Below are 24,772 nucleotides of genomic sequence, written 5' to 3'. Positions count from 1 at the left end.
GGCGTTACCGCGGCCCTGGGCGGCGCACGCCCGGCACGACTGCGACGCCGTTCACCACGTCGTCACCGCGCGAGGTGATGGTGGCGATCGCCAGGTCCGGCACTTCCGGCAGCGTTTCCAGGCGCACCAGCGACTGGTCGCGCAGCCAGTGCAGGTCGGTGGTCACGTCGTCGCGGCTGGCGGCGATCCCCAGGCTATACAAGCCGGCGTGCAGGTTGCTGCTGTTGGCGCGATAGCCGGGCTGCTCGCTGAGCAGGCGCAGCAACACCAGGCGGCGGTCTTCGCGCAGGCGGTCGGTGAAGGTCTTGCTCATCGGTCGTTCTCCAGCAAGTGCTCCTGAATTGTGCGCAGCATCTGGGTCATGGCCTGCGTTTGGCCGCTGATGGAGGCAATGGTCTCCACAACCTCGCTGATCCCGCTGCGCAACTCGGTGAGGTCGCGGTGCGTGGGTAGGTTGTCCACGCGTGATTCCAGCTTGATCAACCGGCCCCACATCTGCCGGCTGTCGGCGGTCTGGCCGCTGATGCGGATCCCGACCATGAACAGGCCGATCAGGTCGATCACCAGCAGGGCGATGATCACGGCGGCAACGGTCTCGTTCATCGGCGGAAGCCTTTCAAGCGGTGTTCGTGGTCCGTGGCGCAGCTGGCGCAACGGCTTGTCATGTGGTCCAGCGCGGCCAGCCGGGCCGGCTCGATGGGTTCGTCGCAATCGATGCACAGGCCGTCGATCGAGGCGTTGCGCGGTGCGTGCGAGTCGGCAATGCGTTGTAGTGTCTGCGCCGTAGCGCGGGCCCGGTCTTGCTCGTCGCTCTCCTGGGCGCGGTCGATGTCGTCGCTCAAGGCTTCACTCCTTTTGGTACGGGCGCGAAGCCGTGCGTCCACATCAACCGCTGCAAGGCGCTGGCGCAGGCGGCCTTGGTGTTGCCGTGCGCGATCGCCGCGCTGCGCTCAACGCCGGTGAGCCGCTTGGCGACACGCTCCTGCTCGGCGGCATCGCCCTGCCACTCGCGGATCAGCGCCTGCGCATCCTTGGTCCAGTCGAATAGGCTCATGGCTGCGGCCCCGCGCTGACCTTGGCCGCGGTGGCGCGGTCGGCGTTGGCCTGCTGCAGCACGCCGCGCCATTGTTCGATCGAGATCAGCGCATCGAGCATGCACACCGCTGGCGCGACGGCCCAGGTGCAATGCGCCGGCGGCGCCGGCGGTTCGGCCAGCGGCTTGGTCAGCGAGGCATCCAGCGGGCGGTATGCCGGCACGGGAACCTCAATGATTTGCGCCGGGCGGGGCGCCGGCCGCAGTGCCCCACAGCCGCTCAGCCACGGCAGGGCACACAGGCAGGCGAGCCAGATCGGCACATTCAGGCGTCGCATGGGCGGCTTTCCTCAGGTCGAGCTCACGCGCGGCGGTGGCCGCGCTCAGTTGTTTGCGCAAGGTGCCGGACTCGGCGATGGCCGCGTCGGCGTAGAAGTTGGCGACCTGTAGCGCGCGCTTCTGATCGGTCAGGGTCTGGCGCAGCTGCGCCAGTGTCTGGGCCAATGCGTCGCGCTCACCGATTGCCTGGTTGCGTTCGGTCGCTGCCGCGCGGATCTGCGTCTGCGCTGCCTTCTGGACTGCCGCGGCGCCGTCGTCATAGCCGCGGTGGTGTCCCGCCCACAGCAGGCCAAGCGCGATCGCGCCAACGGCGAGCAAGCCGGCCACGAGCTTCACGAGCACACCGCCTTGCCGGACCAGCCGGCGTCGAGGTACGCCGGCTCGAGCACCAGCAGGATGCGGCGCACATAGCCGCGGTTCTCGCGCCACGCGGCGACGCTGCGCGATCGCTGGGCACTGACGGCTCCGAACCAGGTGCCCGGATCCTCGCGCATGCGCTCGGCCAGTTGCATCTCCTGGCGCAGGCGCTTCTCCCCGCCGTTGTAGGCGCTCAGGCCAAAGGCCCAGCTATCGCAGGCGGTGGTGCCCGGGTTGCGCTCGACCAGCCAGGCGTCATAGATCGCCGCCGCCAGGGCGGCCTGCTGCGGATCCCAGGGATCGAACTGGCCCAGCCGGTCCGGGAACTTCTCGGCGATCCAGCGACCGGTCGCCGGCATGAATTGCGCCAGGCCCTCCGCGCCGACGCGGCTGCGCGCGCGGGGGTTCCAGCTCGACTCCTGGTGCAACTGCGCGGCCAGGCGCGCGGGCGATCCATCCACGCCCCATTCCTCGGCCACCGCCTGCTCCACATAGCGGCGATACATGGTGTTGACCTCCGGCAGCGCCACGCGCACCTGCGCCGGCGTTGCCGGCGCGCTGGCGGGCGTGGCGCGGGCCACGGTGGCCAGCACCGCCAAACCGATGCAGAGCATCAGGATGCCTTGGGGCATGCACCCGCGCGGCATCTCGAAACCGATCATGCGGCGCCCGGTGGCACCGGCCATCAGCGAGATGCCGATCAGAACCAGCAGCGCGCCGCCGATCATGGGCTGACCGCCACGACAACCCGCACGCCGATCGCGGCCAGGAAGAAACCCCAACCCAGCAGGATGAAAAGCAACGCACGGATGGCGCGGTACGGCGCCAGCGGGTTGGCCGCCTCGCTGGAGCGATGTGGAAACAAGCACCAACCGCGCACCCAGCAGATGATGGCCAGCAGAAGGCACACCGCGCTCATGGCATCAACCCCGCCGCGATGATCGCCGCGGCCATGAGCGTGGCGCGGCGCGTCTGCGCCATCGCCATCTCGATGCCTTCGAGCTCGCTGGGCCGGCCGTCCGGGCTGGCGGCCCGGTCGAAGCCGTAGCCCAGCACCGCGGCCAGGCTCAGCTTGCTGATGATCCACAGATAGCTGCCGACCTTGGCCGGGTTGAGCCAGGCGGCGATCGCGGCCAGCAGCAGCAGGGAAAGCAGCGCCCACAGGGCCATGCGCCCGAAGTCGTTCACCGCAGCCGCAAACGCCTGGTAAGCCGTGCTCAAACGGGATTTGCTGGTGCCCATGCGCCGCTCCTGAATAGGGTGCCGGCGGGGCTGCAGGGGATCAGCCCCACCGGCGTACAGCGCGCAAGGGGTTACGCGCTGTGGCGTCAGGATGTGAGAGGTGCGGCGGTGAGCGTGGACGAAGCGCTTCGCTCAAATAAAAGCCCCGCACAAGGGCGGGGCTGGGTGGTGGGGTTGTAGGTGGTCAGCTTACCGATGTCGTGCAGTGTTGCGCAATGCGTTCACCTGGAGGCGAAGCCTGCCAGATCGATCACGTTCTTCATGCGCTTTCCCCTTTCGTCACGCCGAACAGATCCGGCTGGATGCGCCGAATGTACACCGCGCGCTGCTCCGCCGCGATCTGCTCGATGCGGCGGTCGGTGAGGCCGTGGCGGCGCGCGAGCTCGTCCTTGTTGGTGCCCTTGTACTCCAGGTAGATCGCCCGATCGCGCAGCCATTCCTTGAGCCGGTCGCCGCGCGGCAGGTAGATCTGCCGCCCGCCCAGGTATTCGCCGATGGCCAGCGCCGCGTGCTGCGCCTCGGCGATCGCCTCGCTCTCGCTGCGGCCGCGGCGCTGGAACGAGGCGCGCAGCACGTCCACCAGCTCGGCCAGCATGCTCGGCCAGACGTCGCTGGGTGCGTCGATCGCCACGTCCTGCAGGGTTTCCAGCGGCGTGCTCATGCGGTGGCCCCGTACTTCGCGAATGCCTTCTCACGCTCGGCGTCCCACTCCGGCTCGGTCAGCCGGCCGTAGTCGCGCATCTGGTCCAGGTAGGCGAGCTGCTCGGCGAGCGGGTCGCGGGCGACGGTGGGCGGGCTGGGGCCCACCGCGCGCCGGCCGGAGCGGGCGGCGGTTTCGCGCGCCTGCTCGGCCGCGGCGCCGGCCTGGTCGGCGATGCCGTAGACGATGGCGCGCAGGTAGTGGTGGTTGGCCAGCGGCAGCGTGAGCCGTGCGCGTTGCTCGATCATCTGCTCGATGCCAGCGGCCCAATGGGCGGCGGTGGCCGGGCGGCGCACGCCGCCGCGCTCGTCGCGGCACACGGTGCCCTCGCGCACCAGGGCGTCCAGCGCGGCGACCAGCTTCACCGCCCTGGCCAGGCGCAGCTTCTGCTTCGGCGGCGTGAACAGGCCCAGGTACTCCACCGTCGCGCGGCCCAGCACCGGCTCCATGCCGGCCAGCAGCATGCCGAAGCGCTTGCCATCCGGCTCCAGGAACCCGGCCACCAGCGGGAACGATTCGTTGCAGCTGGGGCAGGTCACGTGCATGCGGGCGCCCTGCTCAGCTGCACGACGTTGCCGGCGACCGGCTGCGCTTCCGCGGGCGGCGACACGTCGCTGCTGCTGACGCACTCCACACCGGCGGCGGTCCTCACCAGGTAGTCGACGGTCAACGGCCGAAACGTGACGCCCACCACGGTGCCGCGGCGCCGCGAGGCCCCGTGGTAGATCCACACCGGCGCGCCAATGGCGAACCGCGACGGCAGATCGTTGGAGCGGTGGGCGAAGTCCTGGTGGCAATGCGGGCAAGTGACGTGCATCACAGCGGCAACACCTGCTGGCCAGCCGCTTCGAGCTCGGCGTGTGTGGGCACATCCGGTTCGGCGTCGGTGTGTTCCCAGCAGTGCTCCTCTGCCACGTCTTCGTCATCGAACGTCGCGTGGCATACCGAACATTGAAAAACCTCACTGATCGTCGGCGCGCAGCACTCCCTGGCCTCGATGTCATCTTCGTGGATGTCGCCACACTCGTCACAGCGGTATTTGGTGTGCATCGTTGCCATGTCATTCCCCCTTGGCTTTCCGTTCGCGCTTCTGCGCATAGCTCAGCGCCGCCACCAGCTTGTGCAGCTGGTCCGCGCGCAACCACTCCACCCGGTGCACCTTGAACATCCGCTTGGCGGTGCCGTGGGCGTAGTTCCAGCTCTTGTCCAGCTCGGCCAGGATCGCGCCGACCTTGCCCACCATGCCGGCGATCTCGTCGCGCACGTTCTGCGGTTCGGCGGGCAGGTGCACGGCGTTGCGCATCTGCTTCTGGCCCTCGCCGGCCAGGCGGCGCAGTTCGTCCAGCACCTTGCCGCGGCCGCGCTGGTCCAGGTCGGCCGAGCTGTTCACGCCGCCCACGCGCTGCAGCAGCGCCACGTACGTCTCGCGGTCCAGGCGCAGCTGCTTGCTGGCCATCACGTGGATCGCGGCCAGCTCGCGGTTGCGTTGCGCCTTGGGTTTACTGATTGACGTGGCCATGTTCCGGGTCCCGTGCTTGAAGTTGTTGTTGCCGATCGAGCGCCCAGCGGCGCCAGCGTTGTGCGGTCGGCCTACTCATGCCCCAGATGTCTTGGAGCTCTTGGGGAAGTGGCACCGGCCGGCCGCGCAGGATGCGCTCGGCAAGCCACCAGGCAATGTCCCGGCGGTCGATGTCGAAATACCTGGGGAGGCGAGGCATCAGGCGGCCGCTGGCTCGAACAGCTCGACCGCGCTGTTGTGCTTGTGCAGGTGGCGCAGCAGGGTACGCACCGACGACCAGTACGGCAGGTAGTAGGTGTGCGTGTGCTTTTCGCGCTGCGCGTCGCACCACCGCTTGCCCAGGAGCTTCACCTGCTTGGGCGTGTAGGGCTTCGGCCGGCGGATCACTGGCCGAAGGAAGCGTCGGCGTTCCTCGCAGTCCTCGGCCATCCACTTCCCTTTGAAGTGGCCGTCGACATACACCATGACGACCATGCGCATCTTGTCGCGCTGCACTTCCAGCGCGACAACGTACTGGTCGCACTGGAGCTTCGCCACCGCGCCCGGGAACACCAGCCGCCGTTCCAGCTCCATTTGCTCGCCGCGGGTCATGGCGCGTCTCCACCCGCCAGCGCAACCCACAGCGTCACGCACGGCACCAGGTTGATGCACCAGCGGCGGTGGACCGGCGAGTAGTGCGCGCCGATCCAGAGGCTGCCTGGGCGGAACAGGAGGCCGGCTTTCATGGTTTGCGCCCCTTGGCCGCGGTCTCCAGCAACTCATCAGATTGCCAGCCGCCGCGCCGCCAGTAGCCCAACTCGCGTGCGACATCGTCTTGAAAATGGACGGTCACTTCATGCGGATTTTCGGCGCACCAATAGACATTCAACACCTTCCGCAGGTCGCCGTCGCCGTTGTCGATCTCCATGTCGATGGTGGGGACAAAGGGCATTTCGCCGTGCTTGAACCAGTTGATCCCGTCGATGCCCTCCGGTGCGGGCACATCGGTCGGCCACGGTGTTTCCATCTCATAGCGGACCTTCACGCCGACACCTGCTGCGCTGCTGGCACGGGTGCGGGCGCCATGATCGGGCGGTACGCGTAGACGTGCATCCGCAGCTCAAGCTCGGCGCCGCTGATCATCCACACGTGGTAGCCGCACGGCGTCGTGCCGCGCCACGCCATGAATGTGTGCGGGATGCCGTCGTCGGGCGAGTACGCGGAAACCAGCACGTCGACCAGCGGCGCCGGTTCGGCATCGGTGATCGGCTTCCAGTCGCCGGCGGCGAAGTCCTCCGCGTGCAGCCACTCGCGCTTGCCGTCCGGGTGGTGCAGGCACCAGGTGGTGTCGTCGCCCAGCGTGGTGGCCAGCGTGGCGAGGCTGGCGACGATCTCGGCGCGCTGCGCCGGGTCGAACGTCAGCACGTTGCGCCAACTGCCGCTGGTGTTGACCTGCAGCATGCAGGTGGTGCGTTGTCCAAGGATCTCGGCCACGTCACACCCCCGCAAGGTCCAGGCTGAGCGCCTGGTAGCTGCCGTTGGCCTGGCGACGGTAGAAGCGCACGTAGCTGCTGGTGCCCACGACTTGCACGGCGTCGCCGATGGCGTCCATCGCCCGCTGCCAGCGCTCGTCGTCGATGGCCAGGCGCTTGAGCGCCAGCACGTTGCCGGTGCGGATGTTGCCGGCCTGGTCGACGCGGAACGCGTCCTGCACCAGCAGCGCGATCTCCGGCCGGGCGTCGGCGGTCCATTCGGTGAGGCACTCGTCGATCAGTTGCTTGGCGGCCTGCAGGCGCTCGTCGAACACGATGCGCTCGGCGATCGCGCGCTGGATGCGCAGCTCGCCGTCGAAGCTGAGCAGCGATACGTTGCCCTTGGTGCCGCCCAGGTTCACGCCGTACTCCTCGGCGCTCAGATCCACGAACGCCTCGACGTCGGCGAACGCGGCCCGCTTGAACTCGCGCATGGCCTGGTTCAGCGCCTCGGCCTTGGCGTACAGCTCATGCACCAGGTCATCGCGGGTGCGGTCGATCGGCTTGATCTGCGACTCGGGCACCAGGCGCCCCTTGGCGTCGCGGCGGTGACCGGCAGGGATGGTGGTGTCATTCATCGTGCGTGTCCTTGGAATCGAGCGCCGCGGCGTGCGCGGCTAGGTGGATGTGGTGCGTGGTGTCGCGGTGGCGTTCGCCCAGCCACGGCGGCAGCTCGTCCTCGTCGTCGAGCGGCCGGCGCTGCGCGTTCGCCAGGCAGGGCGGGAGCGTGCTGTCGCGGGCGGTCATGTCGCAGTGGCCTTGAAGGCATCGCGGGCGGCACGCGCGGCGTGCACGCTTGCCTGCAGCCAGGTGTAGACATCGGCGTCGACCTTGGACAGCACGTAGGTCTCGCGCGCTGCCTCGGCCATCTGCACGGCGTAGTCGAGCGCGTCGGCCTGCTCGCTCGTCGCGGGCGGGCGCGGCGACTTGGGCGTGGCGGGCGCCGCGGGCGGTGCGGGCGGTTGGGGCTGCGCCGGTGGCGGTGCGGCGGGTGCGGACGTGGTGACATTGCGCACGTTCACGGCGACCGATACGCCGCCGCGGTCGGCGAGGCTATAGGCGAATTTGCGTCCTGTCCGCGAGGCGGTGAACTCACCGGCGCGCGCGCGCTGCGATAGCATGGACTGCACGCTGCTCTCGTTCGCATCTGGCAGCGCCGCGCAAACCTGCGCGGTGGTCAGTGGCTCCGAAGCGCTGCGCAGCAACTCGCGGATGCGCCCGATCAGCTTGGCGCGCGGCGGGGCGGTACTGGCCCAGGAATACGCCAGCCGGCCATCCTCCACCGAAGTCACCACCTCGCCGCGATCCTTGAGCTGGCGGCACGCCGCGCCGACCACGTTGCGTTCGGCGGTATCGGGCAGCTGCTCCATCAGATCGTCCAGGGTCAGCGGCGCGCCGGAGTCCTTGAGCGCTGTGCGGATAGCGTCGACGAGGCTCATTGCTGTTCTCCGCTTTGGCGCGGTTGATTGCCGACCACCTTCACCTTGGTGATCCGCATGCCGTGCTTTTTCAGCACGATCTCCCGGGCGTCCTTCGCGGTCTTGGCCTCGATATGGAACACGGCCTTGTCGGTGTGTACGGCGAATTTCATGGCTCAGCCCTCCATGACCAGGTGATTGATATCGACGCCACCGGTGCGGCCCTCGATCTTCACGACCACGGCGCCGTGGCCCAGCGTCCAGGCTTCGGAGCGAGTCTTCGTCTTGAGGTGTTCGCTGTCCCCAGCGACCGGGTAGTAGCGGCATGGCGTGCCGACCGGATACTGGGCGGTGAATGCATCGGCAGTCAGGTCGGGTTCGATCGCTGCGACGCGATAGTGGACGGTGAAGACGGTCGTCGCATCGGCGTCCCTCGTGAACGCCACCTTGGACCCCACCTTTAGCCGCTTGGGGTGCAGCACTGTGGCGCCGCACCAGAAGGTCGCCTGGAACGGCAGGCAATCCACCACGACGCCGTTGTTGTCGAGCTGCCAGGTGAGGAAGTCCTGGCCGTGATCCTCGAAAGTGATGCGCATGGCTCAGCCCTCCCGCTGCAGCAGCACGTGCGCTTCGCGCTCGATCCACTGCACCTGGCAGCCCAGCACCGGCGCGACGCGGACAACCTCGCGGTACCGCCCGTTCACGCGGGTGATGTGCATGGAGCCTTTCAGCCATTCGCCCGGCTGGTCGATCTCGATCACGACATGGTCGGGGCGGATGGTGACCTGCTGCACGGTGCAGCCGTGCAGGTGCAGGTAGCGGATGGCCTTGGCGGCCTTGTCCACCGCGCGCATGGCCGCGACGGACTGGGTGCGCAAACGCAGTTGGATGGACTCTCGAATGTCGTTCAAAACGCTCATGAGGCTTGCTCCAGGGGCAGCCCCAGCTGCCCGCGCAGGTCCGGCAGGGCGACGCGCTTCATCGCGCACACCTGGCGGAGGGATGTCATGGCCCGGTCGTGCAGGAAACTGCACGTCCGGTCGAGCTCGGTGTCGCTGGCAGCGAGGTAGTAGCCGTGGGCCGGGTTGGCGCAGATGCGGTGGCCGGCCGTGCGCAGCGCCTCGATCACGGTGCGCAGGCGGCGTAGGTCGGCGGCACTGCGCCGGCCGGTGATCGCCAGCACCAGCTGCTCGGCGGTGGCGCCGGAGGCTTCGCCGACACAGTTCTGCAGAGCGGCCAGAACGGTGTCGGGCGTCAGATCGTTGCTGCGGAACAGTTCGGCTTGCATGGCGCTACCTCACAGGCGGCTGGGCGGGTCGGCGGCGGCCACCGGATGCAGGTACTCGATGCGCGCCTCGCCCTCGTCGAGGCTGATCGGGCGGAACCCGGTCTGCGGTACGTCGGTGACCTCGCTCAGGGCCAGCGCCACCAGCGCAGCCGCGTCGAAGATCACCAGGCGCCGGGTGGCGCTCTCGTACACGCCGACGCGGAGATCCGGCGTCTTGAGCTTGTAGACGTCGCAGCCGTTGTGGTTGGTCAGCAGCTCGGCCTGCGTAGCGACCAGGAACGCCGCATCACCGCTCAGCACGGTGGTGGCCAGGCCGGTCACTTGGCACCGTCCATCGAGCCAAGCTCGGTAGCGGCGGCGCGCACGTCTTCGCAGCACACGCCGCGGCCTTCGGCGGCGGCGTACATGCTGGCCAGGCGCAGGGTCTTGGTGAGCGTGCGCAGGGCGCCGGGGCCGCGGGCCACGGCGATCAGGGTGGCGTGGCACTTGGCGTCGACGATGCCCCACGCCTTGATCAGCGCGACGATGTCGGCCTCGGTGCTCTGCTGCAGGCGCAGGCGCTTGCCGATGCGGCTGTACAGGCGATCCAGCTGCTGGGCATTGCGCCCGCCGGCCATGCGCGCGAACACGCCGTCATTGCCGACGAAAGCCAGGCCGATGCCGGTGGCGTCGTGGATGCTGCGCAGCTCGTCGAGCGCCTGCACGGACAGGTGCTGCGACTCGTCGATGATCAGCAGGCCGTGGGTGTCGCGCACGCGGCGCTCGATGCGTTTGTTCATCGCCCGCGCGCCGCCGCTGGAATCCAGCCCCAGCGCCTCGCAGACCTCCTGCAGGGCGGTGACCACGCCGGACGTGCTGGGCGTCATGGTGGCGATCCACACGCTGGGGCTGCTGGTGCGGTAGTGCTGGCAACTGGCGGTCTTGCCGACGCCGGCGTTGCCGTAGGCGATGGCGATGTCGCCCGCCATCTGTGCGTACGCCAGGGCGCCGAGCACGCGGCCGCTGGTGGGCGTGCTGATGTAGCCGGGCGCGACCGGCATGGCGCTGCCGGCGGCGCGGCGGGCCATGTCGGCCTCCAGCCACAGCCGCATCTTGCCGTCGATGCCTTCGTTGTCGCCCTGGTACTTGCCGGCCAGCCACTGGTTGAGGGTGGCCGCGCTGATGCCGGCCTCCTTCGACACGATGACCTGGCTCATGCGCTTGTCGCGCGCCATGCACGCCTGCACCTGGTCGCGGAGGTCGGCGTCGCCCTGATAGATTGATCGTACGGTTGCGGTATCGCTCATGATCTAGCCCCTTGGGTTGTGGTGGTGCTGCTACCTAGTCGCGGCGGTGCTCGTAACACCGCCGCGGCGTCTTTAAATCTGTTCCGCCTTCATTTGCTGGGCCCGCTGGAACATCAACACGTCCAGCGAGCTGGGCCCTTCGGTGCCGGTGGACGCGGCGCGCGGCGCGGGCGCTTCCGGCTTCTTGCCATGCAGCCCGAACACCGGCGCGATCACGCCGGCCGGGACGGTGTCCGGTGGCGTCATGTCCGGCAGCTGGGCCGCGACGGCGGCGGCATCCATGAGCTGCTCGGCGGCGAGCATGTCCTTGGCGGCGCGCTTGTATTGCTTCTTGCCACGGGCGTGCTCGCGTGCCGCATTGACGTCGGCGAAGCCGACCGCCGCGACGCACTCGGCGCCGGCGATGTAGGTGCCGTCCAGCGCGTAGACGTGGGCCACGCCCTGCAGGTGCCACGGATCCACGCGCAGCACGACCTTGCGGCCGGCGTGCTCGCTCAGCGCCTCGGTCCAGTAGCGGTTACCGGCCAGGCGCACGCTGCCGTCGATCGGGCTGGCGGTAACGGCCTCGGCGGCGAGCAGCAGCTGGCGCAGCTGTTCCTCGCTGACCTTGCGCACGGTGATGCGCGCGTAGCTCTCGGCGAACGCCTGGTCAAAGCTGCGGCCGGCGCAGGATTTCAACTGCCGGCCGGTGCGCGCGTTGTGCGCGTGGATCTCGCTGTTCACCACGCGCTCGAACTCGGCCCACTCGATCGCGCGGCTACCGTAGTTCTCCGGCTTGTTGGCCACGTTGTTGCCGACGTAGGCACCGGCGAACGCCGGGTGGCGCGCGATGCGGTCGCAGAAGTCACGCCACATGCGCTCGATCGGCTTGGCCTGGCCGTGGTACGGCGTGACCCAGTGGACGTTGTCGGCGCCGACCAGGCCGGTGATCAGGCCGGTGGGGTCTTCCTCGCGGATCTTGAAGCGGTAGCGGTTGGGTGTGCCGCCGGTCATCCACTTGCTGGCGAACGCGCGGCCGTTGTCCAGGTACACGCTGCCGGGTACGCCGTAAGTGCGCACCATGTCGCCGAAGCTGAGCCGCACCATGTCGCTGTTTTCGTGGTCGCCCAGGCGCCACGCCAGCAGCTTGCCGCGGCCCAGGTCCTGCCAGCCGAGGATGCACGGCCGACCGATGCTGCCATCGGGGAACCGCACGTTGATGTCCCAGCGGTGGCCGTCGGCGTTGACGCCTTCGAGCGCCTCCAGCATGGAGCGGTCGCGCTCCTGCGCCGGGTAGGTTTTCGCCAGCGCTTCCTCTCCCTCGCGGGCCAGTACTCGCACGGCGCGCGGCAGTTCGCGCATGACACGCCGGGTGAAGGTCTTGAGGCTCGGCAACTCCCAGCCGCGCGTGTCGGCGATGCGCTGCAGGCGGTCATAGCAACTGCTGGCGGTGGGCTGCTCCTGGCGCAGGTAGTCCGCCTTGAACAGCTCCCAGGCGTCCGGCTCGATCTCGACGGTGGTGGTGCGGCCGCTGTAGTGCGGCAACAGCAGCGCGAGCCAATCCTTGCGGTCGGCGTGCGCCACATCCTGCTGCCAGCGGCCGATGCTGGCGGCACTGCCGCCGCGCACGCCGTCGCGCTGGAGCTGGGCGGCGATGATCTCGCGCGCCTGCATTAGCGACGTGCCGCCGCGCACCAGCGCGCTGACGGCGTCGAGCGCCTGCAGGCGCAGGGCCGCCACGTCTTTCATGGCTTGCTTGGACTGGTCGAAGCGCTGCCACACGGTGGCCAGGCGAGCCTCGCTCGGCGCCAGCGTGTTGCGGGCGCGGACCGGGCGCGGTGGACGCTCGCGCAAGAGCAGCGCGGCTTGAGTGATCGCCGGCAAGCTGGCAAACGAGTATTCGTTCCCGCCGCCGCGGCCGCTGCGCGCGCGCGCCTGCCAACCTTCGCGCTTGGCTCGACTCGTGATGTTCTGCGGCGTGCTCGGCAGGCCAGCCAGACCCACCAGGTCGGCTGCGGCGTACCAGCGCTCGTGGACAGTGCCGTCGGCCATCAGCGGACCCTCCGGCGCAGCTCTTTCAGGTCGCGCATGCGTGCGTCCGCCAGGTCACGCTCGCGCATGAGCCGTCCGATCTCGGCGTCTATCGTTTCGGCGCCGACGCTCATGCGCCCGCCGTGCACGCCCACGTGCCAGGCGGCCAGCGGCGTGCTGCTGCAGACGATCTCCAGCACCGGTGCCAGCCACAGCGGGCAGTTGAACTCCTCGCGGGCCGGCGCGGTGTAGCCGTCGAGCATGTTCTTGGTCACGTCTTTGCCGGTCAGCCGGCTGGCGCGCGCGGCCACTTCGTGGCGGTCCATGCCCGAGTTGTGGGCGACCGCCAGCATGGCGGAGATCAGCTCGCTGACCACCGGGCGGAAGTCCAGAGACCCAGGCGCGGTGCCGACAGGTTGCGGGATCTCGAACAGATCACCGGAGGCCGCCCCTACGGCCCGGCGAGTCACAGAAGTTCTCCCAGCGGCTGCCAGCGACTGCGATCGGAAAGCATGGCGACCCTGCGGACAATGATGGCGCCGGTGGCATCGCAGCACAGGTAACGCTCGTCTGCGAGGCACCAGAACACGCGCCATGTCGTGCCGCGAACCGCTGGACCGATGGCGTGCCGGTTGTACAACACGGCGTCCAAGGGGAATGGTTGTGCGCTCGCGCTGGGGAGATACGACATCGCCGATGCGCGGCAACGCGCCACTGCGACCGCCGCAACGCGGCAAGCCAGCTCACGCACTGCAGGAAATGGAAACGGGGTTTTCGCGAGACGCGACGCGGGGCACTCTCCGGCTGATCCCCGCCCGTTTGCCCGGGCCAGGCGGTAAAGGGCGGCCATGTCTAGCGGCCCGAAGGGTTTTGTGGATTGCCGCTGCGCGCCACGGTGGTAGCCTTGGACACGATGCGGATATGTTCCGGGCGCATGGGCTTCATGCCACGCGCCCGGTTGGAGGTTCCGTCGGCGTTGTAGCGGGTTGGCCAGATCACCTGGGGCTTGATGCCCAGGGCTTCCGCGATCAGCTGCTCGGCCTTCGGGTACGGTTGGGCAAGAGCCTTCGCGAGAGAGGTCCGGCTGGCGTAGCCGTGGAACAATGCGAGCTGCTGCAGCGACCAGCCTTTCTTGCGGAGGGCGGCGACGACGTCGGCAGCGTGCCAGTCGATTACGACTGGCTTTTTTTGAGCCGTGGCGATGGACATGTGGCGCGTTTCCCCTTGGTGATATTTGCGACGTAGATAGTACGCATATCCGCGGCACTGTCAAGCGGATGCGCGGCATTCAAGTTCGTTCGCGGCGGCATATGCGCGGCACTCTTACTAAACCAGTGATTTACATGGATATTTCGTTATGTTGAATGCTGGAAGCGAACTTGAACGCGCCAGCCAAGTTCCAGCGCCGGAACTTGAACGCCGCATATCCGCGTTGATCAAGCTGTTCGACAGCCGCGCGGAAGCGGCCAGGGTGGCCGGGATGTCCACGGACCAGCTCGCTCGCTATGAAAAGGGAGGCACACCGTCATTCCGGCCCTTGGTCAAGCTGGCCGCCGCGAAGGGCGTTCGCCTGGAATGGCTCGCCACTGGCGATGGGGAGATGTACGCCCAGGAGGTCAGGGAAGCGCCCGCGCAATGGTCAACAGACGAGGCTTCGCAGTCCGTGAGACTTGACGAGCTGACGATGGCGTTGCAGCTGGCCGCTGATGCACTCGGCGAGAAGGAACTGCCCCCGGCCAAGCACGCCGAGCTCGTTTCCCTGATCTACGAACTGCTCATCGAAGGGCTGCCGGAGGCCCGGGTGCTTCACTTCGCGCGCGCATTCGCGGCGTGATTCCACTACCTACAGGGGGTAGACCATGCTTGAAGGGAAAGTGACAAGGGTCCGTCAGCTGCTGCAGGAAGCGACGGTTCAGACCCCGCCCAGGTCCGCGGCGTGGCTGCGTAGCGGCCCGCTCGGCACGGTCCGGCGCAAGGGCCTCATTTCAGACGCCAGGCTGTTGGCCGCGCGCTACTCGCTCCAGGAGCACCTGGAGAATTTCGTCTATTCGGCCGGCTGCGAGGCGATCACGGGCCTGGACCTGCCACAACTGGAGCAACTGGTCGCCACACTCGCCCGCCAGGGCGCGGCCCTCGACGCCGCCTGCGATCCGCCTTGCGCGCCGCCCGCCCGCTAACTTGTTGCAGACAACGTTCAAAAGCGTTGCTGGCAACACTTTTAAACGCCCCTCAAAGACGCATGAAGCCGGCACACACGCCGGCTTCATTTCGCAAACCTAATGTCTCTGGCCCTTTTTTCAGCCCCATTTCGCAAACCTGCGATATGGCGCGACTGCTACGGCGAAACGCCCCTAAACCCGCGCCGTTGTTGGCTTTCGTCCCGTTCCATCCCGCTATAATCCGCCATGTCCCGATTCCTCAAACCCCGTGTCCCTGCACACCAATCCGCTGGATACCGCGCTGCCGGTACTGGTGGCGCGGCAGGAGGAGTTGCAGCGGCGGTTCGAAGTGTTTTTTCCGGAGTTGCGGGGGTTTGTGGCGGGGTGGATGGAGGGGCAGGGTGATGGGGGTGTGGGAGCGAAACCTGGTTTCCTTCTCCCCTCGGGAGAAGGTGCCCGGAGGGCGGATGAGGGTGCGTGAGGAGTGTGATGGTTCATGCTGCGTCGAACGCTCAAGGCCCTTCACCCGCGAGTACGCACAGGGCCGGGAACCCTCTCCCCAACCCTCTCACCCGCAAGGGGACTCCCTTTTGTCGCCGCAGGGAGAGGGGGCGAACGAAAACGCCGCCCGGAGGGCGGCGTTTATCTTGAACTTCATTGAAGCCGAAATTACTTCGCCTGATCGACGATCCAGTGCACGGCGGCGGTGACCTGCTCGTCGGTGAGCGCGGGATTGCCGCCCTTGGGCGGCATGAAATTGCCGTCGGGGCCGTGGTAGCCCTCGATCGCATGCTTGACCAGCACGTCGATGCCCTGCTTGATGCGTGGGCCCCACATGGCCTTGTCGCCGAGCTTCGGCGCGCCGGCGATGCCGGCCGTATGGCAACTGGTGCACAGGTGGTCGTAGATTTCCTTGCCGTCGGTGGTGCCGCCGTAGGCCACCTGGGAGGCGGCGGCCTTGGCGGCCTGGTCGGCGGCGGCCTGCATGGCGGCACGGCCGGTGTCGCCGGCATAGACGGCGCCGGCGGGGGCGAGCCGTGCGGCGACCGTGGCCGGGTGGTTCGGATTGGTTTCCTTGGGCTCGCTGTTGTTGATCGCCAGCGCGGACAACACAAGGATCACGGTAAGAACCATCAGCGCGCCGATGGTCAGCGAGAACTGACGCAGGAAGCCCTGGTCGGATTTGCTAAGGGGACCGCTCACGCACGTACTCCTGTCAGTGGGCGGGCTTGGACCGCCTTGTTGCCTTACCGTCACGCCGGAATCGCGAAACCGCCGCAGCCGCCAGGGTCGAAAACCTCGATGCACCCCAACCCCTGCTGCCGGTGTCCGGATCGCGCCCTCGGGGGCGCGCTGGCGACCAGTCCGGTATTATAAACGAAGCGCCCGACAAGTTTCAGGGTGACCGATCGGGTGTATGCCGATGCGGTGCCCGGAACGTTGTGCACACGGCCCGGTCCCATGTGCGGCGGGGCGCAAAACCCTGCCATCGGTCATGCCCCACCCCTGTCGACCGGCATTGTTCAAAGCGGTTGCCGTCCACCTATGCTTTGTCCATGGGGGCGCGTCTGCCCACGTGGTGCCTGCGGCAGCGGCCTTCCCCGGTTGCTCGCCCCGGTTCAATCCAGGAGTTCCACATGTCGCGTTTTTGGAAGATCGCGTTGATCGTGCTGGCGGTGGTCGTGATCGCCGTGGTCGGCATCCGCATGTTGCACAAGCCGGGCGATGGCGCGGCGAAGGGCGCCAACGGCAAGGGCGGCGACGCGCCGCCGGTGCCGGTGACCGTGGTGCCGGTGGTCAAGCAGAACGTGCCGGTGTACCTGACGGCGCTGGGCACGGTGCAGGCGCTCAACACGGTGACGGTGATCCCGCAGGTGTCCGGGCGGCTGCTCAGCATCGAGTTCACCGAAGGACAGCCGGTGAAGCAGGGCCAGGTGCTGGCGCGCATCGACCCGCGCACCTTCCAGGCCAACTATGACCAGGCGGTCAGCCGGCGCAAGCAGGATCAATCCCTGCTGGCCACGGCGCGCAGCAACTACCAGCGCTCGCAGGACCCCAAGTACAGCCAGTACGTGGCCAAGATCGACCAGGTCACGCAGAAGAACACCGTGGCCCAGTACGAGGCGGCCGTGGCGGCCGACGAGGCCGCGATCCGCGACGCCAAGGTGCAGCTCGACTACACCGAGATCCGCTCGCCGATCGACGGCCTGGCCGGTATCCGCGCGGTGGACCCGGGCAACGTGGTGACCACCTCCAGTGCGATCGTCACGCTGACCCAGCTGCACCCGATCAACGTGATGTTTACCTTGCCGGAGCAGAACCTGGACATGGTGCGCAGCGCGGCGCAGGGCGGCAAGCCACTGGAGGTCACCGCGCTCGATCGCGTCGACGCCCATCCGATCGCCAGCGGCGGCGTGCTCAAGGTGATCGACAACCAGATCGACACCAGCACCGGCACGTTCCGCCTGAAGTCGGAGTTTTCCAACGAGCACGACGAGTTGTGGCCGGGCCAGTTCGTCAACGTGCGGCTGCTGGTGAACACCGTCGACGGCGGCCTGGTGATCCCCTCGCAGGGCGTGCAGCGCGGGCCGGACGGCGATTATGTCTACCTCGTGCAGGGCGACAACACGGTCAAGATGCAGTCGATCGTGGTGGCCGGCGAAGTCGGCGACAGCCACGTGATGGTCGGCAGCGGGCTCAAGGTCGGCGACAAGGTGGTGACCGAAGGCCAGTTCCGGCTCAAGCCCGGCAGCAAGGTCAACCCGCTCAAGCCGGGCGAAGTGCCGGCCGCGCCCACCGCGGCGGAATTGCAGAAGTCCAGGCAGGACAACAAGGGTGGCCGCGGTCGTCACTGATGTCCGCGTGAGCCCGCGGCGTTGCCGCGGGCTGGCGCGCGTCTCGAACGCGGCAACTGCCGCCCCACTTCGTCACGGATAGTCATGGGCTTCTCCACCCTCTTCATTCGCCGCCCGATCGCCACTTCGCTGCTGATGGTGGCGGTGCTGCTGCTCGGTATCCTGGGCTTTCGCCAGTTGCCGGTGTCGGCGCTGCCGGAGATCGAGGCGCCCAGCCTGGTGGTGACCACGCAGTATCCGGGTGCCAGCGCCACCACCATGGCGACGCTGATCACCACGCCGCTGGAGCGCAACCTGGGGCAGATCTCCGGGCTCAGCATGATGAGTTCGGACTCCTCCGCGGGCCTGTCGACGATCGTGCTGCAGTTCAACATGGGCCGCGACATCGACATCGCCGCGCAGGACGTGCAGGCGGCGATCAACCAGGCCAAGGGCACGCTGCCGGGCAACCTGCCGTATCCGCCGGTGTACAACCGGGTCAATCCGGCCGATGCGCCGATCCTCACCCTGGCGCTGCAGTCGGACAGCCGCCCGCTGCGCGACGTCAACGACCTGGCCGACTCGATCCTGGCGCAGAAGCTGTCGCAGGTGCAGGGCGTGGGCCTGGTCTCGATCGCCGGCAACGTGCGCCCGGCCGTGCGCATCCAGGTCAACCCGGCGCAACTGGCCAATCTCGGCCTGACCATGGAGGACGTGCGCAGCGCACTGACCCAGGCCAACGTCAACGCGCCCAAGGGCACGCTGAACGGCAAGACGCAGAGCTACTCGATCGGCACCAACGACCAGTTGGCCGATGCCGAGCAGTACAAGAGCACCATCATCAGCTACCGCGGCAACGCGCCGGTGCGGCTGTCCGACGTGGCCAGGGTGGTCGACGGCGTGGAGAACGACCAGCTCGCCGCGTGGGCCAACGGCAAGCCGGCGGTACTGCTGGACGTGCGCCGCCAGCCCGGCGCCAACATCGTGCAGACGGTGGAGCAGATCCGCCGCATCCTGCCCGAGCTGCGCAACGCGCTGCCGGCCGACGTGCACCTGGACGTGTTCGCCGACCGCACGGTGACCATCCGCGCCTCGGTGCACGACGTGGAGTTCACCCTGATCCTCACCGTGTTCCTGGTGGTGGGCGTGATCTTCGTGTTCCTGCGCCGGCTGTGGGCCACCATCATTCCGGCCACCGCGGTGCCGCTGTCGCTGCTGGGCACGTTCGGCGTGATGAGTTTCACCGGCATGTCGCTGGACAATCTCTCGCTGATGGCGCTGACGGTGGCCACCGGCTTCGTGGTCGACGATGCGATCGTGATGATCGAAAACATCGTGCGCTACATCGAACAGGGCAAGAGCGGCAAGGAGGCGGCCGAGATCGGCGCGAAGGAGATCGGCTTCACCGTGCTGTCGCTGACCGTGTCGCTGGTGGCGGTGTTCCTGCCGCTGCTGCTGATGCCCGGTGTCACCGGCCGGTTGTTCCACGAGTTCGCCTGGGTGCTGACCATCGCGGTGAGCATCTCGATGCTGGTCTCGCTGACGCTGACGCCGATGATGTGCGCCTACCTGCTCAAGCCCGACCAGCTGCCGGAAGGCGACGACGCGCACGAGCGCCACGCCGCCGCCGGCAGGCGCACCGTGTGGGCGCGCACCGTGCACGTGTACGAGAATTCGCTGGACTGGGTGCTCGACCACCAGCGCCTGACCATGCTGGTGGCCGGCGCCGCGGTGGTGCTGACCGTGTTCCTGTACATCGCCATCCCCAAGGGCCTGCTGCCCGAGCAGGACACCGGCCTGATCACCGGCGTGGTGCAGGCCGACGACAACATTGCGTTTCCGGCGATGGAGCAGCGCACCAAGGCAGTGGCCGAGGCGTTGCGCAAGGACCCGGCGGTGGCCGGCGTGGCGGCGTTCATCGGCGCCGGCACGATCAACCCCACCTTGAACCAGGGCCAGCTCAGCATCGTGCTGAAGGATCGCGGCGACCGCGACGGCTTGGACCAGCTGCTGCCGCGGCTGCAGCAGAGCGTGGCCGACATCCCCGGCGTGGCGCTGTACCTGAAACCGGTGCAGGACGTGACCCTGGACAGCACCGTGTCGGCCACCGAATACCAGTACGCGCTGTCCCAGGTGGACTCCGCCGAGCTGGCCAAGTACGCCGACCAGATGACCCGCGCCATGCGCCAGCGGCCGGAGCTGGCGGACGTCAGCAACAACCTGGCCGACCGCGGCAACGCGCTCAAGCTGACCATCGATCGCGAGAAGGCCAGCCGCATGGGCGTGCCGGTGCAGACCATCGACGACACCTTGTACGACGCCTTTGGCCAGCGCCAGATCTCCACCATCTTCACCCAGCTCAACCAGTACCGCGTGGTGCTGGAGGTGGCGCCGGAGTTCCGCAACAGCAGCGACCTGCTCAACAAGCTCACCGTGCGCGGCAACGGCTCCGGCGCGCTGACCGGCAGCAACGCCACCAGCTTCGGCCAGGTGAAGTCGAGCAACTCGGCCACCCCCAGCGGCATCGGCAACACCGGCAACATCGGCATCGCGCTGGGCGGCGGCGGCACCATCCCGCTGTCCTCGCTGGCCAATGCCGAGGTCACCAGCGCACCGCTGGTGGTCAGCCACCAGCAGCAGCTGCCGGCGGTGACGCTGTCGTTCAACGTGGCGCCGGGCTATTCGCTGTCCGACGCGGTGTCGGCGATCCACCAGATCAACGCGGAGCTGAACTTCCCGCCACAGGTGCGCGGCCAGTTCATCGGCAAGGCCGCCGAGTTCAACTCCTCGCTGGGCGACGAGGTGCTGTTGCTGCTGGCCGCGATCGTGGTGATCTACATCGTGCTGGGCGTGCTGTACGAGAGCTACATCCACCCGCTGACGATCATCTCCACCCTGCCGCCGGCTGGCGTGGGCGCGCTGCTGGCACTGATGATGTTCGGCATGAGCCTGTCGGTGGACGGCATCGTGGGCATCGTGCTCTTGATCGGCATCGTCAAGAAGAACGCGATCATGATGATCGACTTCGCGATCGAGGCGCGCCGCACCGGCCTCAACGCGCATGACGCGATCCGCCGCGCCTGCCTGCTGCGCTTCCGCCCGATCATGATGACCACCGCGGCGGCGATGCTCGGCGCCTTGCCGCTGGCGCTGGGCACCGGCATCGGCTCGGAGCTGCGCCGGCCGCTGGGCGTGTCGATCGTCGGCGGCCTGCTGCTGTCGCAGCTGGTGACGCTGTACACCACGCCCGTGATCTACCTGTACATGGAGCGTTTCTCCGACTGGCTCGCCGCACGCCGGGAACGGCGTGCGCTGGAACATGCACGGGCCGACGGCACGGCGTGACCTCGATCGCTTCCCTTTGCCCCTGCCCGCGCAATGCCGGCAGGGGTTTTTCCTTTTCGCGTCCCGATCAACCGTTTTGCCGCTGGTGCGTTGAGGGTGGGATGATTCGCCTGGATCCCGCCCGGCATCGTGCCGCCTGCACCACGGTCGTGTTTCCCGCATGAATGTCTCCGGCTCCTTCATCCGCCGTCCGATCGGCACCAGCTTGCTCGCGATCGGCCTGTTCGTCGGCGGCATGATCTGCTACTTCCTGCTCGGCGTGTCGGCGCTGCCGAACATGCAGTTCCCGGCGATCTTCGTGCAGGCCAGCCAGGCCGGCGCCGACGCCAGCACCATGGCCTCCACCGTGGCCGCGCCGCTGGAACGGCACCTGGGCCAGGTCCCCGGCATCGAGACGATGCGCTCGTCCAGTTCGGAAGGGCGCACCTTCGTCTTCATGATGTTCCGCAACGGCACCGACCTGGGTTCGGCCGCGCGCGACGTGCAGGCGGCGATCAACGCGGCCGCGCCGGACCTGCCCAGCGGCCTCAACGGCGCGCCCAGCTACCAGAAGGCCAATCCCAACGACGACCCGGTGATCGCCTTCGCGCTGACCTCCGACACGCAGGCCGCGGGCGATCTCTACAACGTCGCCGACACCTTGCTGGCGCAGCGCCTGCGCCAGTTGCCGGGTGTCTCGTCGGTGGAGATCGCCGGCGCTTCGACCCCGGCGATCCGCGTCGACGTGAACCTGCGCGCGCTCAACGCGATGGGCCTGTCGCCGGACCAGCTGCGCAACGCCTTGCGCGCGGCCAACGTGACCTCGCCGGAAGGCTTCCTCAGCGACGGCAAGACGCGCATGGCGGTGGCCGCCACCACCTCGCTGCACAGCGCCGCGGACTTCGCGAAACTGGTGGTGGCCAGCCACGATGGCACGCCGGTGCGCCTCGCCGACGTGGCGAACGTCTACGCCGGTACCGAGGACGCCTACCAGGCGGCGTGGTTCGGCGGCCAGCCGGCGGTGCTGATGTACGTGTACAAGAAGGCCGACGCCAACGTCATCTCCACCGTGGACCTGGTCAAGGCGCAACTGCCGGCGCTGCGCACGTTCCTGCAGCCAGGCACCCGGCTCACCCCGTTCTTCGACGGCACGCCAACCATCCGCGCCTCGCTGCATGAGGTACAGGCGACCTTGCTGATCTCGCTGGCGATGGTGGTGCTGACCATGGCGCTGTTCCTGCGTCGTCTCGCACCCACGCTGATCGCCGCGGTGGCGGTGCCGCTGTCGCTGGCCGGTGCGTTCGTGGCGATGTACATCCTCGACTACACGCTCAACAACCTCACCCTGCTGGCGCTGGTGATCGCGATCGGGTTCGTGGTGGACGACGCGATCGTGGTGATCGAGAACATCATTCGCCACATCGACGACGGCATGACGCGCATGCAGGCCACCCTGGCCGGCGCGCGCGAGATCGGCTTCACCATCGTCTCGATCACCGCCTCGCTGGTGGCGGTGTTCATCCCGCTGCTGTTCGCCGGCGGCATCACCGGCATGTTCATGCACGAGTTCGCGGTGACCCTGGTGGCGGCGATCGTGGTGTCGGCCGCGGTGTCGCTGACGCTCACGCCGGCGCTGTGCGGGCGTTTCCTCGGCGGCCATCGCGCACGCGAGGCCAGCGCCGGGCCCGAGCGCAGCCACGTGCTGGACCGCTTCCACGCCCGCATGCTCGGCGTGTACCGGCGGGCGCTGGATTTCTCGCTGCGCCACGTGCTGGCCTTCTCGCTGACGCCCCTGGTGCTGATCGTCGCCACGTTCTACCTGTTCACCGTGGTCAAGACCGGTCTGTTCCCGCAGCAGGACACCGGCCTGATCTGGGGCCGCGCCACCTCCAGCGCCACGGTATCGTTCGACGAGAGCCGGCAGCGGCTGGAGCGGCTCACCGCGATGCTGCTGGCCGACCCGGACGTGGCCACGGTGGGCACGCGCCTGGGCAGCAGCCGCCAGGGTGCCAGCGGCTCGTTCAACATCGACCTCAAGACGCGCAGCGAAGGGCGCACCGACGACACCTTCACCGTGCTGGCCCGGTTGAGCGCCAAGGCCGCGAAGTATCCCGACCTGCACCTGCGCCTGCGCGCCGTGCAGGACCTGCCCAGCGGCGGTGGCGGCGGCACCAGCCAGGGCGCGCAATACCAGGTCTCGCTGCAGGGCAACGACCTCGCCACGCTGCAACTGTGGCTGCCGCGACTGGTGGCCGAGCTGAAGAAGAACCCGCTGCTGCGCGACGTCGGCAGCGACGTGGAGGAGGGCGGCCTGCGCCAGAACATCGTGATCGATCGCGACACCGCGGCGCGGCTCGGGGTGTCCATCGGCGCCATCGACGGCGCGCTTTACGACGCCTTCGGCCAGCGCCAGGTGTCGACCATCTACTCGGACATCAACCAGTACAGCGTGGTGGTCAACGCGCTGCCCGCGCAGACCGCCACGCCGGACGCGCTCAATCGCGTATACGTGAAATCGAACCAGGGCCAGATGGTGCCGATCACCGCGTTCGCCCGCCAGGAATCCGGCCTGGCGCCGTCGCAGATCACCCACCAGAACCAGTTCACCACGATGGACCTGAGCTTCAACCTCGCGCCCGGGGTGAGCATGGGCCAGGCGATGCAGGTGATCCAGGCCACCGTGGGCAACATGCGCATGCCCGGCGACATCAAGCTCAACATGGGCGGGGATTTCCGCCGCTTCCAGGAGTCGCAGAGTGGCATGCTGTGGCTGGTGCTGGCCGCGATCGTCACCGTCTACATCGTGCTTGGCATGCTGTACGAGAGCCTGATCCACCCCGTCACCATCCTTTCCACGCTGCCGGCGGCAGGTGTCGGCGCGTTGCTGGCACTGTGGCTGACCGACACCGAGTTGTCGGTGGTGGCGCAGATCGCGCTGGTGCTGTTGATCGGCATCGTCAAGAAGAACGCGATCATGATGATCGACTTCGCCCTGGTCGCCCAGCGCGAACACCACAAGCCGCCGCTGGAGGCCGTGCGCGAAGCCTGCCTGGTGCGCTTCCGCCCGATCATGATGACCACCATGGTTGCCATCCTCGCCGCGCTGCCGATCGCCATCGGCCTGGGCGAAGGCAGCGAACTGCGCCGCCCGCTCGGCATCGCCCTGATCGGCGGCCTGCTGATCTCGCAAAGCCTCACCCTGCTCAGCACCCCGGCGCTGTACGTGGTGTTCTCCTGCCTGGCCGAACGGCGCAAGGCGTGGAGCGCGCGCCGGCGCGAGCGCAAGCTGGCACGGCGTCGTCAGGTTGTTGCCGGGACCTGATGGTTTCGCCCCTGCATTGTGCAATGCGGACGGTGGGCTGCCTGCGCGCCACGAACTGGGCACGAAGGTCGGGGGCGCGGCGGGTTTCTTTCTGAGCTGCCTGCGCGGCAGCGAACAACGCGGCCTGCTGCGGATCGACGCCGGTGCTTTTCTGAGCTGCCTGCGCGGCAGCGAACCATGGATGGTGCGAAGCGTCAGATCTGCGCGCTTTCTGAGCTGCCTGCGCGGCAGCGAACCTCGGTGAACTTCCCGGCGACGACCTTGCCCATTTCTGAGCTGCCTGCGCGGCAGCGAACGCCATCCCGTCGCCGCATCAGGTGGCCTTCGATTTCTGAGCTGCCTGCGCGGCAGCGAACAGAAACGCGCACCACCGCGCCGGTGTTCTCGATTTTCTGAGCTGCCTGCGCGGCAGCGAACGCACGATGGTATC

General features: G+C 68.0%; 36 protein-coding genes and 1 CRISPR repeat array (1 of these 37 only partly in view). Of the genes, 5 read left to right on the top strand and 31 right to left on the bottom strand.

What is annotated here, in order from left to right:
• Positions 1-4: 4 nt before the first annotated feature.
• From ACVCMC_RS10920 to ACVCMC_RS10775, 30 genes are all read right to left on the bottom strand, one after another.
• Complete coding sequence (locus ACVCMC_RS10920; RefSeq protein ID WP_447097301.1) at positions 5-313, bottom strand: VpaChn25_0724 family phage protein; 309 nt, start codon at positions 311-313, stop codon at positions 5-7.
• Positions 310-603 carry a DUF2730 family protein gene (locus tag ACVCMC_RS10915; protein WP_447097300.1) on the bottom strand — a complete coding sequence of 98 codons (294 nt, stop codon included), beginning with the start codon at positions 601-603 and terminating at the stop codon, positions 310-312. Before ACVCMC_RS10915 ends, ACVCMC_RS10920 begins: the two co-directional genes overlap by 4 nt.
• Positions 600-842, bottom strand: coding sequence for a TraR/DksA C4-type zinc finger protein (locus tag ACVCMC_RS10910; protein WP_447097299.1), 243 nt, complete (start codon positions 840-842; stop codon positions 600-602). Before ACVCMC_RS10910 ends, ACVCMC_RS10915 begins: the two co-directional genes overlap by 4 nt.
• Entirely contained in the window at positions 839-1,054 is a 216-nt protein-coding gene (locus ACVCMC_RS10905; RefSeq protein ID WP_447097298.1) for a hypothetical protein, read from the bottom strand. Before ACVCMC_RS10905 ends, ACVCMC_RS10910 begins: the two co-directional genes overlap by 4 nt.
• Positions 1,051-1,257: a hypothetical protein gene (locus ACVCMC_RS10900; protein WP_447097297.1), complete on the bottom strand. Its 207-nt coding sequence runs from the start codon at positions 1,255-1,257 to the stop codon at positions 1,051-1,053. Before ACVCMC_RS10900 ends, ACVCMC_RS10905 begins: the two co-directional genes overlap by 4 nt.
• Before the next feature lie 7 nt (positions 1,258-1,264).
• Positions 1,265-1,708 carry a hypothetical protein gene (locus ACVCMC_RS10895; RefSeq protein ID WP_447097296.1) on the bottom strand — a complete coding sequence of 148 codons (444 nt, stop codon included), beginning with the start codon at positions 1,706-1,708 and terminating at the stop codon, positions 1,265-1,267.
• On the bottom strand, positions 1,705-2,457 hold the full coding sequence (locus ACVCMC_RS10890) for a transglycosylase SLT domain-containing protein (protein WP_447097295.1): 753 nt from the start codon (positions 2,455-2,457) through the stop codon (positions 1,705-1,707). The genes ACVCMC_RS10895 and ACVCMC_RS10890 overlap by 4 nt, the downstream gene beginning before the upstream one ends.
• Positions 2,454-2,648: a hypothetical protein gene (locus tag ACVCMC_RS10885; protein ID WP_447097294.1), complete on the bottom strand. Its 195-nt coding sequence runs from the start codon at positions 2,646-2,648 to the stop codon at positions 2,454-2,456. The genes ACVCMC_RS10890 and ACVCMC_RS10885 overlap by 4 nt, the downstream gene beginning before the upstream one ends.
• Positions 2,645-2,971 carry a hypothetical protein gene (locus tag ACVCMC_RS10880; protein WP_447097293.1) on the bottom strand — a complete coding sequence of 109 codons (327 nt, stop codon included), beginning with the start codon at positions 2,969-2,971 and terminating at the stop codon, positions 2,645-2,647. Before ACVCMC_RS10880 ends, ACVCMC_RS10885 begins: the two co-directional genes overlap by 4 nt.
• Positions 2,972-3,230: 259 nt before the next feature.
• Positions 3,231-3,632, bottom strand: coding sequence for a Mor transcription activator family protein (locus ACVCMC_RS10875; protein WP_447097292.1), 402 nt, complete (start codon positions 3,630-3,632; stop codon positions 3,231-3,233).
• Entirely contained in the window at positions 3,629-4,216 is a 588-nt protein-coding gene (locus ACVCMC_RS10870; RefSeq protein WP_447097291.1) for a hypothetical protein, read from the bottom strand. Before ACVCMC_RS10870 ends, ACVCMC_RS10875 begins: the two co-directional genes overlap by 4 nt.
• On the bottom strand, positions 4,207-4,488 hold the full coding sequence (locus tag ACVCMC_RS10865; RefSeq protein WP_447097290.1) for a hypothetical protein: 282 nt from the start codon (positions 4,486-4,488) through the stop codon (positions 4,207-4,209). Before ACVCMC_RS10865 ends, ACVCMC_RS10870 begins: the two co-directional genes overlap by 10 nt.
• Positions 4,488-4,730, bottom strand: coding sequence for a hypothetical protein (locus ACVCMC_RS10860; protein ID WP_447097289.1), 243 nt, complete (start codon positions 4,728-4,730; stop codon positions 4,488-4,490). Before ACVCMC_RS10860 ends, ACVCMC_RS10865 begins: the two co-directional genes overlap by 1 nt.
• Position 4,731: 1 nt before the next feature.
• Positions 4,732-5,190: a gp16 family protein gene (locus ACVCMC_RS10855; protein WP_447097288.1), complete on the bottom strand. Its 459-nt coding sequence runs from the start codon at positions 5,188-5,190 to the stop codon at positions 4,732-4,734.
• 198 nt (positions 5,191-5,388) lie between these two features.
• Positions 5,389-5,781, bottom strand: a complete 393-nt coding sequence (locus ACVCMC_RS10850; protein ID WP_447097287.1) for a hypothetical protein — start codon at positions 5,779-5,781, stop codon at positions 5,389-5,391.
• On the bottom strand, positions 5,778-5,915 hold the full coding sequence (locus ACVCMC_RS10845; RefSeq protein WP_447097286.1) for a hypothetical protein: 138 nt from the start codon (positions 5,913-5,915) through the stop codon (positions 5,778-5,780). The genes ACVCMC_RS10850 and ACVCMC_RS10845 overlap by 4 nt, the downstream gene beginning before the upstream one ends.
• Positions 5,912-6,214 carry a hypothetical protein gene (locus tag ACVCMC_RS10840; RefSeq protein ID WP_447097285.1) on the bottom strand — a complete coding sequence of 101 codons (303 nt, stop codon included), beginning with the start codon at positions 6,212-6,214 and terminating at the stop codon, positions 5,912-5,914. The genes ACVCMC_RS10845 and ACVCMC_RS10840 overlap by 4 nt, the downstream gene beginning before the upstream one ends.
• A complete protein-coding gene (locus ACVCMC_RS10835) occupies positions 6,211-6,663 on the bottom strand; it encodes a hypothetical protein (protein WP_447097284.1) in 453 nt (150 codons plus the stop codon). The genes ACVCMC_RS10840 and ACVCMC_RS10835 overlap by 4 nt, the downstream gene beginning before the upstream one ends.
• A 1-nt stretch (position 6,664) precedes the next feature.
• Positions 6,665-7,279, bottom strand: a complete 615-nt coding sequence (locus ACVCMC_RS10830; RefSeq protein WP_447097283.1) for a DUF3164 family protein — start codon at positions 7,277-7,279, stop codon at positions 6,665-6,667.
• The gene (locus ACVCMC_RS10825) at positions 7,272-7,448 is read right to left on the bottom strand and encodes a hypothetical protein (protein WP_447097282.1); all 177 of its coding nucleotides are present in this window, start codon (positions 7,446-7,448) and stop codon (positions 7,272-7,274) included. The genes ACVCMC_RS10830 and ACVCMC_RS10825 overlap by 8 nt, the downstream gene beginning before the upstream one ends.
• A complete protein-coding gene (locus ACVCMC_RS10820; RefSeq protein WP_447097281.1) occupies positions 7,445-8,140 on the bottom strand; it encodes a hypothetical protein in 696 nt (231 codons plus the stop codon). Before ACVCMC_RS10820 ends, ACVCMC_RS10825 begins: the two co-directional genes overlap by 4 nt.
• Complete coding sequence (locus tag ACVCMC_RS10815; RefSeq protein WP_447097280.1) at positions 8,137-8,292, bottom strand: hypothetical protein; 156 nt, start codon at positions 8,290-8,292, stop codon at positions 8,137-8,139. Before ACVCMC_RS10815 ends, ACVCMC_RS10820 begins: the two co-directional genes overlap by 4 nt.
• Positions 8,293-8,295: 3 nt before the next feature.
• Positions 8,296-8,715: a hypothetical protein gene (locus ACVCMC_RS10810; RefSeq protein WP_447097279.1), complete on the bottom strand. Its 420-nt coding sequence runs from the start codon at positions 8,713-8,715 to the stop codon at positions 8,296-8,298.
• Between the two features lie 3 nt (positions 8,716-8,718).
• Positions 8,719-9,039 (bottom strand): hypothetical protein, encoded by a 321-nt coding sequence (locus ACVCMC_RS10805; RefSeq protein WP_447097278.1) that lies wholly within the window; start codon positions 9,037-9,039, stop codon positions 8,719-8,721.
• Complete coding sequence (locus tag ACVCMC_RS10800; protein WP_447097277.1) at positions 9,036-9,407, bottom strand: hypothetical protein; 372 nt, start codon at positions 9,405-9,407, stop codon at positions 9,036-9,038. The genes ACVCMC_RS10805 and ACVCMC_RS10800 overlap by 4 nt, the downstream gene beginning before the upstream one ends.
• A 9-nt stretch (positions 9,408-9,416) precedes the next feature.
• Positions 9,417-9,728, bottom strand: coding sequence for a hypothetical protein (locus tag ACVCMC_RS10795; RefSeq protein WP_447097276.1), 312 nt, complete (start codon positions 9,726-9,728; stop codon positions 9,417-9,419).
• Positions 9,725-10,693 (bottom strand): AAA family ATPase, encoded by a 969-nt coding sequence (locus tag ACVCMC_RS10790; protein WP_447097275.1) that lies wholly within the window; start codon positions 10,691-10,693, stop codon positions 9,725-9,727. The genes ACVCMC_RS10795 and ACVCMC_RS10790 overlap by 4 nt, the downstream gene beginning before the upstream one ends.
• A gap of 72 nt (positions 10,694-10,765) precedes the next feature.
• Positions 10,766-12,724, bottom strand: a complete 1,959-nt coding sequence (locus ACVCMC_RS10785) for a transposase domain-containing protein (RefSeq protein WP_447097274.1) — start codon at positions 12,722-12,724, stop codon at positions 10,766-10,768.
• Complete coding sequence (locus ACVCMC_RS10780) at positions 12,724-13,173, bottom strand: hypothetical protein (RefSeq protein WP_447097273.1); 450 nt, start codon at positions 13,171-13,173, stop codon at positions 12,724-12,726. Before ACVCMC_RS10780 ends, ACVCMC_RS10785 begins: the two co-directional genes overlap by 1 nt.
• Before the next feature lie 382 nt (positions 13,174-13,555).
• Complete coding sequence (locus tag ACVCMC_RS10775; protein ID WP_447097272.1) at positions 13,556-13,912, bottom strand: helix-turn-helix domain-containing protein; 357 nt, start codon at positions 13,910-13,912, stop codon at positions 13,556-13,558.
• Positions 13,913-14,135: 223 nt separating this feature from the next.
• Here ACVCMC_RS10775 and ACVCMC_RS10770 point away from each other — a divergent pair, with 223 nt between their 5' ends.
• Both ACVCMC_RS10770 and ACVCMC_RS10765 read left to right on the top strand, forming a co-directional pair.
• The gene (locus ACVCMC_RS10770) at positions 14,136-14,537 is read left to right on the top strand and encodes a helix-turn-helix domain-containing protein (protein WP_447097271.1); all 402 of its coding nucleotides are present in this window, start codon (positions 14,136-14,138) and stop codon (positions 14,535-14,537) included.
• 25 nt (positions 14,538-14,562) lie between these two features.
• Positions 14,563-14,880, top strand: a complete 318-nt coding sequence (locus ACVCMC_RS10765; protein WP_447097270.1) for a hypothetical protein — start codon at positions 14,563-14,565, stop codon at positions 14,878-14,880.
• Positions 14,881-15,531: 651 nt separating this feature from the next.
• On the opposite strand, the gene ACVCMC_RS10760 is transcribed toward ACVCMC_RS10765, so the two are convergent.
• Positions 15,532-15,996, bottom strand: coding sequence for a c-type cytochrome (locus ACVCMC_RS10760; RefSeq protein ID WP_395121332.1), 465 nt, complete (start codon positions 15,994-15,996; stop codon positions 15,532-15,534).
• Positions 15,997-16,499: 503 nt separating this feature from the next.
• On the opposite strand from ACVCMC_RS10760, the gene ACVCMC_RS10755 reads away from it, so the two are divergent.
• From ACVCMC_RS10755 to ACVCMC_RS10745, 3 genes are all read left to right on the top strand, one after another.
• Positions 16,500-17,717, top strand: coding sequence for an efflux RND transporter periplasmic adaptor subunit (locus ACVCMC_RS10755; RefSeq protein ID WP_395116293.1), 1,218 nt, complete (start codon positions 16,500-16,502; stop codon positions 17,715-17,717).
• Positions 17,718-17,801: 84 nt separating this feature from the next.
• The gene (locus ACVCMC_RS10750; RefSeq protein ID WP_447097269.1) at positions 17,802-21,041 is read left to right on the top strand and encodes an efflux RND transporter permease subunit; all 3,240 of its coding nucleotides are present in this window, start codon (positions 17,802-17,804) and stop codon (positions 21,039-21,041) included.
• 160 nt (positions 21,042-21,201) lie between these two features.
• Entirely contained in the window at positions 21,202-24,342 is a 3,141-nt protein-coding gene (locus ACVCMC_RS10745) for an efflux RND transporter permease subunit (RefSeq protein ID WP_447097268.1), read from the top strand.
• An 88-nt stretch (positions 24,343-24,430) separates the two neighbouring features.
• A CRISPR array of direct repeats spans positions 24,431-24,772; the repeat unit is 28 nt; unit sequence TTTCTGAGCTGCCTGCGCGGCAGCGAAC (it continues 8,389 nt past the right edge of the window).

It is taken from the genome of Rhodanobacter sp. UC4452_H20 (assembly GCF_052978205.1).
This window is presented reverse-complemented; position numbering and strand designations above follow the sequence as displayed.